Origin of the sequence: Evansella clarkii, assembly GCF_002019695.1 — a bacterium.
Lineage (GTDB): Bacteria > Bacillota > Bacilli > Bacillales > Salisediminibacteriaceae > Evansella > Evansella clarkii.
The window spans coordinates 3,107,433-3,120,377 of record NZ_KV917376.1; the positions used below are offsets into that span (position 1 = coordinate 3,107,433).

The window sequence follows — 12,945 nt, forward strand, 5'->3', positions numbered from 1 at the left end:
ATACACAAACGAATGACAATTTTATGGATATCGATGAATTAGAAGAAATTGAAGCACCGGCTGTGGGATTGCTTGTGTGCTGGGATTAGAATTAATACAAGAGTTACGTTAGGAAAATAAGACTTTAGAAATAGGTGACCTCACATGTTCCGGAGACCTGCAAATTACTTAATTTAGGAGGAATAATTATGAAGTATGTGAAACCTGCAATTAAGAAGGCTTGGACCGTTCATCATCGTACAGATAACAGTATACTTATGTTTATGGAATGCTTTGATAAATATATTCATCTCAAATTAAGGAATGGAGAATACGGTCGGAAACTTTTTAGTCTATTAGATGGAACTAAAACTATTGATGAAATTGTTAGGGTTATAAAGTATGATTGGCCAGAACTTAGTACTGAATCAATTGAAAAAACATTAGAAAATTTTTTGGAAAGACTAGACAAGAAAAACTTATTAATTGATAGAAACCTCAACGCTAATGAGGATTTAACTTCGCAGGATATTGCAAGATACCATCGTCAAATTGCATACTTTGCGGAGTTCGAAACAGATGAAAAAAATAGATATGATATCCAATCAAACTTAAAAAATTCAAAAATTGTTATTTTAGGACTTGGAGGGGTTGGTAGTTGGGCAATACATTCGCTAGCTGTGGCTGGGGTAGGAGAAATTGTAGGTGTGGATGCCGATGTGGTTGAAAGAAGTAATTTGCACCGTCAAATATTATATAGGGACAATCAGATCGGACAACCGAAGGCTGAATGTGCAGCTGATCTTATCTCACAGCTTAACCCTTCAGTAAAATTTACTCCAATCGTTAAAAGAATACAGTCAACGCAGGATGTAGAAGAAATAATTGAAGGTTCAGATTTAGTTTTAAGTTTGATAGATGAACCGCTAATAATCTCTAGACGTTGGGTTAATGAGGCATGTCATACACTCAATATACCGATGATGATTGCAGGTGGAATGGAAGTAGGACCAATTATATTGCCAGGAAAAACTCCTTGTTTTTCTTGTTTAGAAGATATTCTTCGAAAAGATATATTTTTCTATGATGATATAATTCAACAATATTTAGATGAGCCATCTGATTGGGTACCAGCTATGGGGACTGTAAGTGCATTAGTTGGTAGTTACACTGCATATGAGGTTGTAAAGCACCTTTCTGAATATTCAAAACCCGCAACCTACGGGAAAATGTTAAGAATTAATGCTTTTACTTTACAATCTTCAATAGTTGAAATTCCTTATAGTGATAATTGTACAAGTTGTGAAAGAAAGAAGGAAAGGATGAAGAATTAGTGTCAAATGCGATTACTATGATACTAAAACCATCAATCCTGGTACCTTTTGAAAAAGAGATTCACATGTATACCCCTGACAAGAGTGTACGTATTCGAAATACTAAGGCTAAAGATGTTTTGGCTGATTTATATCCTTATATAAGTCAGCCTTTTAACAGGGATAGAATATCTGAACTAATAGATATAGATAACTACTCAATTGAATTTATAAATAAACTTATTGAAAAGGAAATAATAACTCCCCTTCCCCAAAAACCCTATTGGAAAGTTGATAGCATAATGGGTGATTTAGAAATATCAGTATTAATTATTGGTGAGGGTTATTTAGCAACAATTCTTCAAGCCAAGTTGCAAATGAGAAATGCTAGTGTAAAGAATATTACAGAATTTAACGATTTAACAACAATTGAGAAAGAAAACAAGATAGATATTATTATATATACTAGTGATACACCTAATTTAGGTGTGGAGAAAGAGTGGATAAGTATTGCTAATAGTACGGGAGCTTATTTTATTGAACTTGAACAATTTGGGTTTTATGGAAATATATTAAAGTATGCAAACCCAGCATGTATTAGTTGTTTCAAACATCGTTTACTTAGTAATACAGCACATAAAGAGTCATTAAAAAACTATTGGCGCTATATTGAGTCTACCACTCTTCCAAAGGAATTAACTTTATGGCCATATTATAAGAATTACTCAGAACTATTAATAAATATTCTAGTTAATGAGATAAAAAAAGGTATAAAGACTCTTACTACAGAATTTATAACTGTCAATTTACAAAATGGTGCTACTAACATACAAAAAGTATTGCCGGTAGATGGATGTAAATCTTGTGAAAAAGTTTCTAATTATAGTCTTTCTCCTTTACACCTTTACAATAATAAGTTTGGCCCTATAGTTAATTTAGAGAAATTAAAACTTAATAAGGATGAACCTTACATCAATATATGGACGTGTTCTTTATCAGGAGTAAAAGGTTCATTAAACGGGGCAATAGCCTCTGCTGGAGCTGGGGGTATATATGACAAAGAGGTGAGGAATCGCGCAATTTATGAGGGGGCAGAACGGTATTCAGCATTAAGTTATACTAAAACTCATAAATCTAAGTATATTGACTTAAAAGAAAATAAAATTAACCCGCGGGAATTTTTAATGTATACACCAGAGCAATATAAGTTAAAAGGTTTCCCCTATAAAGAATACAATAATAATCAGGTTATTAATTGGTCAAAAGCTAAAACTTTAGATTCGAGTGAATCTTTCTGGGTTCCCACTTTTAAAATTGATCTAAAACCCCCGATCCCATATTTATGTAGGCCAAATTCAACAGGATTAGCTGCCGGTAGGACTATAGAAGATGCTATAATTTCAGGGTTATTTGAGGTTATAGAAAGAGATGCATGTATAACAACATGGCTTTTAAAAAAAGAGCCAATCACTTTAATTTTTGATGAAATTTATGATGAGGAATTAAAAGAACTTATTAAAAGATGCGAATTAAATGAGCTAGAAATAACTTTCTTGAAGTTTCCAGCAATTATTGACATTCCTTGTATTGTAGCATTATTACGGTCAGGGAGTAATCGTAATGGTGTATCTATAACCCTAGGTTCAGCAGTGGACCCTTCTTATGAGCGAGCAGCAAGAAAAGCTTTAATTGAAAGTATTTTGCTAAGACACACTCTTATTAATTTAAGAAAAATTCATAACTACAAGGTTAGAAATAGAGCTCCAAATAGTTTATTGGATCATACATTCTATTATCAAAATAATAACCAAACTCCTTTGGAATTTTTAGAAAAAGGCGCTAAATGTTTTATATCAAAACTTAATAAAACAGAGGTAAGTAATAAAAATTCGTTAAACTATTATATAAATAAATTAACAAGAAAAGGATATCAAGGGTTATGGATAGAACTTACTGAGCCAGAGATTAAAATGGTTGGGATATATGTGGTAAGAGTATTAATACAAGGTGCTGTTCCTCTGGAGCCGGATAATTTGTGTCGTCCACTTGGCTCACGGAGGCTAAATCTATTATCCAAAGAAACTAAAAGAGAAATAAACCCATATCCACACCCATTTGCTTAGGGTAAATGATGTTTTGCTTCTCCCTTTATAAGTCGCTATTAATAGAATATATAAGCAAAAGGAGTGTATAGAAAAAAATGGAGAGGGATGTAGTAATTGAAGTAAAAAATTTAAAAAAAACCTACAAAAAAAGAAAAGGAAATGAAATAATATACGCTCTAAACGGAGTGAATTTTAATGTGTATCGAGGAGAGATTCTCGGTTTATTAGGTCCAAATGGTGCAGGTAAAACAACCACGATAAAATCAATTTGTGGATTGATAAAGCCAAATGGCGGAGCTGTTCTTATAAATGAAATAGACTCAAATAAAAGTCGGTTAAAAGCTTTAAACTACCTAAGTGCGGTATTAGAAGGTAACAGGAACTTATACTGGCGATTAACCGTTCGAGAAAACTTGGAGTATTTTGTAGGAAATCGTGGAGTCAATCGTAAAAATGAACAAGGAAGAGTAGAGGAGTTACTCCTTTATTTCAACTTAAAAGAAAAAGAGAATGAACTAGTCAGTAGCCTGTCACGTGGAATGCAACAGAAACTAGCAATAGCTGTTGCTCTATCGGCTAATACAGAAATTATATTATTGGATGAACCTACTCTAGGGCTAGATGTAGAAACAGGTTACGAGGTTCGCGAGCTATTAAAAAGATTAGTTAAAGAACATGGTAAAACTATAATTATAAGTACTCATGATATGCCTGTGGTACAAGATCTTTGTGAACGAACAGTGATTATCAATAATGGGAAAGTTATTGCAGATGAACAAGTAGATAACTTGATAGCGTTCTTTGATACAAGGGCATATATTTTTACACTAGGAGAAGAATTAACTAGCCAGCAACGCATATCTTTAACAGAAAACTACCCCATGTGTAATATTAACTTTAATGAGATTGAAGTGATTATAGAAAAAGAAAATGACTTATATAAGATTATGGATATATTAAAAAGTGAAAAAACAGTAATAGAAAAAATAGACCGGAGCATTGTAGACATCGAACAGATATTTCTTAAGCTGACGAAGGAGGGGAGTAAAGAATGAAACCATTTTGGTTTCTATTGTGTGCAAACGTTAGAAAGGAGTATATAGAACTCAAACGTTATTATCCTAACACTTTAAGTTTAATATTTACTTTCTATATTGTTTTTCTTGCTATGCTATTAGGAATACATGTTATTGGTGACCCTCAACAAGTAGATACAAATGTTCAATACGTTATTGTTAACTATATTATATGGTTTTTTATGTTAGCGACGTTACAAAATTTAGGGTATGTCATTTTAATGGAGGCACAACGTGGTACTCTAGAACAACTTTTTATGTCTCCTGCAGGAATGTGGAGAATTTTATTAGCTAGACTCATTGCAGGTTTATTTTTATACGGAATAATTGTAGTTTTCTTACTAATTCTATCTATGTTAACAGCTAACCAATGGTTATTCTTTAGAGTAGATGTAGTCATGCCAATCTTTATTATAACTACTATTGGTATGATTGGTGTTGGTTTTATGTTAGCAGGGTTGGCTATTATTGTGAAACAAATACAATCCTTTTTACAAATATTACAGTTTATTTTAATGGGGCTAACTTTCATTCCATTATCGACTGCACCATTTTTATTAATAGCGCCATTTGTAAAAGGTGTAGATATGATTCGACAAGTAATGATCCATGGGTTTATTTGGAGTGATTTCTTACTTTTTGACTATCTTTCGCTCATGATAAATTCAATATCTTATTTTTTTATTGGGCTTATAATTTATTTTAAGTGCGAGAAAACGGCATTAGAAAGAGGTCTGCTTAGCCAGTACTAACTTTTCTCCAATCTAATTATTTTAAAAGTTTCAGCATTAGGGTTTATGTTTTATTTTTTATACTGGGAATGTATAAAAAATTGAAAATAAACACATAAGAACATCTGTTAGTACTCAGAGAAAGAGGAGCAGCAGATTCCACCGTGTAGCCATTCCTAGAAAGCAAAACAAAAGACCAACACCCATTAATATGAAACGATCTATTCAACAAATGAAGGCCAATGACAGGGACGCAATTAGACGAGCTGCTGAATAATAAAGGGATAGAGAAGGTAATTAAAATTACTTTCTCTTTTTTAGTGTACGGTTTTTTTAAAATGTCATTGTCATCTCTTTCTTCTGTCCAAGCTTTCCTACTTCCTTTATAAATTTAGCGTCAGGGTTTCTGTTCACTCCCGCTCCTCCCGATATCTTTTTCGTCATTAGCTTTACGCCTTTTATTAATACTACCTTTTATCTTTTGTTTCCTGTTTAGTTTTTCCTTTTTTATAAAGGTGCTTACCTCAGAAGTGTCTACCTCACCAGGTGTTTATGGCAAACTAAAAATGTAGGTTATGGCAGTTAATTTATGCCGGCCCCGCGGGGCCGGCATAAATAAAAAAAGCCACTTGCCAACCTCTCAAAATAACTTTAAACTCCTCGTTGGACCAACAACGTTCGACAGGAGGCTATTAGGAGATGTTAGCAGTGGCACAAGTAGATTATATCAGACATGAAGTGAATCAAAAAGGTGAAAAGTATGACAGTGTGGCAAAAAGGATGGGAATCGATCCCCGTACTGTCACAAAGTATGCAAATAAGGAAGAGTTCGAGGCAAGACAGCCTCAAAAAAGAAAAGCAAGAATTATGGATCCAGTGAAGCCTATACTAGATAAATGGATCAAGGAGGATTTGAAAAAGAAAAAGAAGAATCACCGAACGGCTAAGAAAATGCATGAGCAGTTAGTGAACTTTCATAGTTTCGAAGGTTCGGATCGATCAGTCAGGGATTATGTTTCCAAACGGAAAAAGGAACTCGTTGATTACCAGAAAGAAGCTGCCCTTCCCCTTGAATCCATTCAGGGGACAGCCCAAGTAGATTTTGGAACAGCACCTTTTAAATACCAATCAGAGGTCACTGACCTCCCATACTTAGTGATGTCGTTCCCATATAGCAATACCTTTTATTTTCAGGTGTACCCTTCGGAAAACACAGAATGTTTACTGGAAGGTTTACAACAAATGTTTCATCATATGGGCGGGGTGCCGGCAACTATGCGATTTGATAATCTATCCTCTGCGGTGAAGAAAATAAGGAGCAAAGGAAATCGAGATCTCACCGAAACTTTTGAACTCTATCCTCGTGATTAATGAGGATAATGAAATGATCGTGAAACACCCCCGTTTATACGGTGTGAGAAAAAGATCCATGGTATGGCAGCCTTATCTCGAGCTTCTGTCGAAGCGTCCAAAAGCGATCAGTATTCAAGCATATACGAACACTTCCCTTATGCCTGGTCGAGATACTTAAAGGAATGCACGGAGGAAGAACAAAAGTCAGCCTTACGGCTATTAGGAAATCTGCTCAAAAACAACGATTTCACCCTATTAAACAAGGCTTTAGAGATGGCTTCCACTCATGGTCATCCGAACGCAGACCAGATTAAACATTGTTTTTATTCATTACTTAACCAGCATGAAAGTTACGAGGCTATCACACCACGCTTTAAGGTGCCTGCAGTCCCACAAGCCACCCGGGGGCTCTCACATTATGATGCCTTCTTCCAGGACGGGGGTGGACGCAAATGAATTAGCAGATTGAGAATTATGCCAAACGCCTAAAGCTAAGTTGGATTCGTGAGAACTATAAAGATCTAAAGGCAGATACACACGAAGAATATCTTCTGAAACTGTTTGAAAAGGAAGTGGAACATCGAGAAGAACGCAAGATCAATCTATTACTCAGCCAGGCCCAACTGCCGAAGACAGGTACACAACCTTTCCAGTGGGAGCACATTCAAATTCCACAAGGAATTGACCGGTCAACCGTATTAAATGGCAGCTTTATTAGAGAGAAGGAAAACCTCATTTTATATGGTGGGGTCGGCACTGGCAAAACCTATTTGGCAACGTTGATATCCTTAAATGCCATACATAGTTTTGGCAGCCGGGTGAAGTTCTTTACGGTGGCAGCTTTGGTAAATAAACTAATTGAAGAAAACCAAAAGGGATTGCTTCCTAAGTTCATGAAACAGATTGAAAAGCTGGATCTCCTGGTTCTTGATGAACTGGGATATATTCTAATTAATATTAATACGTCATCGCGAAAGCCGACAAAGGTATCGGTATCGATTGCGTTTAGTAACTGGCGAATCTCTTCAGGTGTGAACGCCTCAATCTGCGACCCCGGAACTTTCACCGGCTTAAATTTAACGTGTATAGCTTCATCAGTATATTCTTCCTCGTAACACCAGCGGAGAAAGGCCCTCATAGTCCTTATACGTATATTTATTGTTATCGGCTTTAATCCGCGTTCCATCATATAACGTATGTAATCGGTAAATACTTCGGTAATGATCTCCTCGTGCAGTAAATCCTTAACGCCTTCTGTTTCGGACAGGAAACCGGTAAAGTATCCGTAATGTGTCTCATAATGGCGCAGAGTGGTACGAGATAAACCGCGGGTCCACTTGTATGCGAGAAACCGATCGTATGAGTCCGATAGATTTAATTCCGCGATTGCATTACGGTTAAAATGTTTCTTTGCATACGTACGGGTTCCGATCTTTTTTGTGCGCTGCTTTCCTTTTAACGACATACAAAAAACCTCCCAATTTCGTTTGGCAGGCTCGGAAATCCGAATTATCGAAAATAACGCCCCTAAAGGATTCCGCGGAGGGTCCCAAAAGGATTCGTTAAATTCCGCTGTAAAACCGTTAGGGACTTGCGTTAAAATCACCGTTTCAAATCAACGTAAAATCAGCGGCAAACGCCGTCGTAACGGGGTTTTTGGCGGGACCGTGTGGGAATCGAACCCACCGGAGACGTCACGCGCCTCCCAGAAGGTTTTGAAGACCTCGGCAAGCACCAGCTACACATCCGGCCCCGTACATTTAAAGCGGCAAAACCTATTATACTCTTTTCTCCAAGATTAGACAACCCTCTCTCTTACTGTTCACAGCTCCGCCATATTTTGCAGAAGAACAATTTTTTCCCTCACACCACCGCAGTCTTCCTGAATATCACTGGTACCTTATTTATGTTAATATGAAATTGGTTTTCAGCTAAATTCACTTGGTGTTCAGGGGGGCTTATAATGCCGAAACGGTTTTATACAATTGGTATGGCAGGCCATATCGACCATGGTAAAACAACATTAACTAAAGCGTTAACAAATATAGATACGGACAGACTGAAGGAAGAAAAGGAACGGGCGATCTCCATTGAGCTCGGTTATGCCCCGTTAAAGCTCGATGACGCGGGGGACTCTGAAGTTTCCATCATTGATGTGCCCGGGCATGAAAAATTTATCAGGCAGATGATCGCTGGAGTAGCGGGGATTGATCTTGTTCTTCTTGTGGTGGCTGCGGATGAAGGAGTAATGCCACAGACAGTAGAGCATCTTGACATCCTCCGTCTGCTCGGGATACATAAAGGACTTATTGTCGTTACAAAGATGGACCAGGTGGAAGAGGATATGATCGAGTTGATCGAGGAGGATATTTCCAGCCAGGTGGAAGGCACGTTCTTTGAAGGCTCCGACCTTCTTTTTGTCGACAGCCTATCGAAAAAGGGAATTCCTGAGCTGCTTGGAAAAATTAAAGAGTATTTAAATGATGTACCAGTAAGGGATGCGTCCGGCGCTTTCCGTTTGCCTATCGACCAGGTTTTTACTGTTCACGGCCAGGGGACTGTTGTCAGGGGTACCGTTTATGAAGGAGAGGTTCAGGAAGGGGAGACGCTGGAGCTTTTACCTCAGGGAAAGAAAGTTCGCGCCCGGCAGCTTCAGGTTCACCACCATCCTCAAAAATCAGGACGGGCAGGGCAGAGGCTGGCGATTAATTTAGGTGGTATATCAAGGCATGAAGTGAAGCGGGGGGATGTGCTCGTTTCCACGCAATATTATTCCGTGACAGATACGATTGATATTGCTCTTGATACAGTGGATTCTCTTGATTTTCCATTAAAACAGCGGGGATATATCAAGCTGCATATTGGAACTGCGGAAGTGTACGGAAAGATTGTCTTTTTTGATCGTAATGAACTTACAGAAGACAAAAATGTCCTTTGTCAGCTTCGGCTGGATGAACCGGTTGTGACGAAGAGGGGAGACCGGTTTATTTTAAGAAGGCCCACACCAGTGGAAACAATCGGCGGGGGGACTGTCATTGATCCTAACGGCGGGAATTATAAATTCGGCGAAGCAACCGTTGAAATGCTCGAAAGGAAAAAAGAAGGAACACCGGAAGAGCGCCTCACAGATCTCCTTAAAGTGAACAAAGGAATGACTGAAAAGGGAATTGTCGTTGAAACAGGGATTGCTGAGGAAGAAATCACTGCTTTACTGAACAGTTTAATAAGCGAAGAGACCGTTATGAAGCTTGGTAATTATTATCTTCTTTTTAATGTTTATAACGAAATAACCGAGGTCCTGCTGGATGAGCTTGCGGCTTTCCATGAAGAATACCCCCTTCGGGAGGGTAAAAATAAAGCAGAGTTGAAACAGGACATAGCTTCTTATGGCAGCGAGCTTGCTGAACTCGTAATCGACCACGCTGTAAAAGAAGGAAAACTTATTAAAAACGGACAGTATATTGCTGCTGGTGAATTTACTCCAGGTTACCCTCCCCAGTGGAAAAAACGGATGGAACAGGCAGAGGAAACAATAAGGAGTCAGGGGCTTAAGGTAGAAGGTTTTGACTATATTTTTGAACGGGCAGGTATACCTTCTGCACTACAGGAAGAACAGCGCCATTTCCTGATAAGGTCAGGCAGGATGGTAGAGCTCGATGATAAGCATATTGTTGCTGCAGATGTGTTTTATGGAACTGCTGCAGAGCTTTATGAAAAAACAGAGGATCGTTTTTCCCTTCAGGATGCGAAGGCAGTTATTGATGCTACAAGGAAATATCTTGTTCCGTTCATGGAACAGCTCGATAAATTGGGTTTCACTAAGAGGCAGGAAAACGAACGAATCTGGGTGAAAAAGCCTGAAAAAAAATAAAGGAGAAGGGCGGACACCTCATGGGGGGGTCCGCCCTTCGGTAATTATCAGGCTTAGAAAATCTCTTTTCGATATAGGAGTTCACTTCGATAATTGGATGCTTAATTTCGAGAATAGAACCTGTGATTTCGAGAATTGAATACCCGGTTTCGAGAAATGAACCTGCATTCGATAATTGGATACCTGATTTCGAGAATAGAACCTGTGATTTCGAGAATTGAATACCCGGTTTCGAGAAATGAACCTGCATTCGATAATTGGATACCTGATTTCGAGAATAGAACCTGTGATTTCGAGAATTGAATACCCGATTTCGAGAAAAGAAACCGAAATTTCGTCAATTGATGACCCGTAGTTAATAAAAACCCCGGATGTTTTTCCCCAACCAGACCTCGATAGAACCTGATAAAAAGTCTGCACCACCTCTGTAACAGAAGTTGGCACAGCCTCCGATATTAATAAACGTAAATGGATTTTTCTCTTTTTTCAGTAACAGTTCCTACAACAGCAGCCTGAGAGTCTGCTTTTTTATTAACTACTTCCACGTATTTATCAGCTTCTTCTTCAGGGAGGCTGATCAGTAATCCTCCAGATGTAATCGCGTCACATAAAATCAGCTGATCGGTTTCATCGAGAGAATCAGCGTACTCCACATCATCAGCAAGCCACTTATGGTTAGCTTTGCTTCCCCCTGGGACAACGCCCTCTGCAGCAAGCTTTTTCGTTCCTTCGAGCATAGGGACATTATCGTAATTAATTTCAAAGCTCACATTACTGCCCTTCGCAATTTCACAAGAATGGCCTAAAAGTCCAAAACCTGTAATATCTGTTACTGCGTGGGGATGGAATCCAGTTAACACTTCACATGCCACCCGGTTCAGTTCAGCCATTGTCTTCGTAACAATTTCTGTCTGAGCTTCCGATGTTTTGCTTCGCTTAATTCCTGTAGTTAAAATACCGACTCCAATCGGTTTTGTAAGTACAAGCTTATCGCCAGGCTTGGCGCCAACATTTTTGAAGATCCGGTCAGGATGTACTGTGCCGGTGACACTAAGCCCGAATTTAGGCTCATTATCGTCTATAGAGTGTCCCCCTGCCAGAACGGCTCCTGATTCCTGCACTTTATGTGCTGCCCCTTTTAATATTTCCGCAAGCATCTCATGCGGGAGCTTATTAATCGGGAACCCGACGATATTCAGAACTGTCCGCGGTTCACCGCCCATGGCATATACATCGCTCAGGGAATTTGCAGCGGCGATTTGTCCGAACATGTATGGGTCGTCCACAATCGGAGTAAAATAATCAACGGTCTGAATTAATGCAATGTCTTCTGTAAGCTTGTATACACCGGCATCATCGGATGTTTCATGGCCTACAAGGAGTCTTTCATCATTTTGTGATTTAGGTAAATGACGCAGAACCTGCGCCAGGTCTTCAGGACCAATTTTGCATCCTCAGCCAGCTTTCGAGGATAATGCAGTTAATCTGATTTCATTATTTTGTTCCATGGAACATCACCTCCTTCTGATAGTATAAGCATGTTTTTTGATTCCTGACAAATTTTATCTTATGATTTATTTATTCACAAAATATTCATAAAAGGGGTAGTTAAATATGGCTCATGTAATGAAAGTCGAATTCTGCATGCAGTGAAACTTCGCGCCAAAAGCTGCGAGTTTCGCAGAAGAAGTATTTACACATTTTCGTTCAGATATTCAAAGCATGGAATTAGTCCCGACAGGCGGAGGAGCTTTCGAAGTCACTTTTGACGGGGAAAAAATCTATTCCAAGCTCGATACAGGTGAATTTCCGGATGCGGAAGAGGTTATCAGGAAAATCGAAAAGATGAGAAAATAAATATAAATGACTGAAAGAGGGGCTTTCTGAATCGTTTTAGAGCAGCCCCTTTTTATCACTTTAGGGAGATGAAATTTTAGCGAAGAAATATATTCGACGCGGCTAAAATTTTTAAGGCTAAAGTATAAGTGCAACTACTCCCCTGACATCGGCTTTAACGCTCGCCAATCGGCGAGTTTTCTTTATACAATTGTCACATCCTTTTTTTCCTTCAGCCGTTCGTTTTAGTATAATGGAGCCAGGGAGTTATCATGTGTGAAAACAGAAAGGGGAGGTAATACTTATGAAGGGTATGATCGTTAAAGGATTGAGTATTGGCGCCGCGGTTGGTATTGCTGTGTATGCTGGAGGGCTCATAAAGGATGCTCTGGAACGTCAGGAAGTAAAACGGGAAAGAGAAGCGTTTGGAACAGGGACTGAATAACGTAAAAAGGTGGTCATACGACCACCTTTTTACTGGAGCAGATACTGGCGTGCAATGGGGTAAAATCGATGTTTGTCTTTTGGAAACACCTCATTTACAGCGTAATTATCCTTGATCACAGTGCGACTGCCTGTTACTTGTACAAGCGAACCACCCCTCAAGGCTGATTTAACGCCTAAACCCTTTCTTCCTGTACCTTCTCCTGAAGAGAGAACAATTTCCCTCTTCACCTATAT

7 protein-coding genes, 1 tRNA gene and 4 pseudogenes are annotated in these 12,945 nt (G+C 38.6%); 9 read left to right on the top strand and 3 right to left on the bottom strand.

The window, feature by feature from the left end:
* Positions 1–188: 188 nt before the first annotated feature.
* The 6 genes and pseudogenes from BK582_RS14415 to BK582_RS14440 form a co-directional block, all read left to right on the top strand.
* Positions 189–1,313 (top strand): ThiF family adenylyltransferase, encoded by a 1,125-nt coding sequence (locus BK582_RS14415; protein WP_078595726.1) that lies wholly within the window; start codon positions 189–191, stop codon positions 1,311–1,313.
* Between the two features lie 17 nt (positions 1,314–1,330).
* Positions 1,331–3,415, top strand: coding sequence for a YcaO-like family protein (locus tag BK582_RS14420; protein ID WP_169911016.1), 2,085 nt, complete (start codon positions 1,331–1,333; stop codon positions 3,413–3,415).
* Between the two features lie 77 nt (positions 3,416–3,492).
* Positions 3,493–4,452: an ABC transporter ATP-binding protein gene (locus BK582_RS14425; RefSeq protein WP_078595728.1), complete on the top strand. Its 960-nt coding sequence runs from the start codon at positions 3,493–3,495 to the stop codon at positions 4,450–4,452.
* The gene (locus BK582_RS14430) at positions 4,449–5,225 is read left to right on the top strand and encodes an ABC transporter permease (protein ID WP_078595729.1); all 777 of its coding nucleotides are present in this window, start codon (positions 4,449–4,451) and stop codon (positions 5,223–5,225) included. The genes BK582_RS14425 and BK582_RS14430 overlap by 4 nt, the downstream gene beginning before the upstream one ends.
* Positions 5,226–5,903: 678 nt before the next feature.
* Positions 5,904–7,013, top strand: a pseudogene (locus BK582_RS14435) (transposase).
* 8 nt (positions 7,014–7,021) lie between these two features.
* Positions 7,022–7,504 (top strand): annotated as a pseudogene (locus BK582_RS14440) (ATP-binding protein); the annotation flags it as partial.
* Positions 7,505–7,701: 197 nt separating this feature from the next.
* Here BK582_RS14440 and BK582_RS28310 read toward each other — a convergent pair.
* Positions 7,702–8,022 (bottom strand): annotated as a pseudogene (locus BK582_RS28310) (hypothetical protein); the annotation flags it as partial.
* Positions 8,023–8,214: 192 nt separating this feature from the next.
* A tRNA-Sec gene (locus BK582_RS27040) sits at positions 8,215–8,311 on the bottom strand.
* Positions 8,312–8,520: 209 nt separating this feature from the next.
* On the opposite strand from BK582_RS27040, the gene selB reads away from it, so the two are divergent.
* Complete coding sequence (gene selB, locus BK582_RS14450; RefSeq protein ID WP_078595730.1) at positions 8,521–10,428, top strand: selenocysteine-specific translation elongation factor; 1,908 nt, start codon at positions 8,521–8,523, stop codon at positions 10,426–10,428.
* Between the two features lie 455 nt (positions 10,429–10,883).
* Here selB and selD read toward each other — a convergent pair whose 3' ends face one another.
* Entirely contained in the window at positions 10,884–11,936 is a 1,053-nt protein-coding gene (selD, locus tag BK582_RS14455; RefSeq protein ID WP_078595731.1) for a selenide, water dikinase SelD, read from the bottom strand.
* A gap of 157 nt (positions 11,937–12,093) precedes the next feature.
* Between selD and BK582_RS14460 the strand changes: the two are divergent.
* Positions 12,094–12,285, top strand: a pseudogene (locus BK582_RS14460) (Rdx family protein); the annotation flags it as partial.
* A gap of 283 nt (positions 12,286–12,568) precedes the next feature.
* Positions 12,569–12,709: a hypothetical protein gene (locus tag BK582_RS27045; protein WP_167553127.1), complete on the top strand. Its 141-nt coding sequence runs from the start codon at positions 12,569–12,571 to the stop codon at positions 12,707–12,709.
* Positions 12,710–12,945 lie beyond the last annotated feature (236 nt).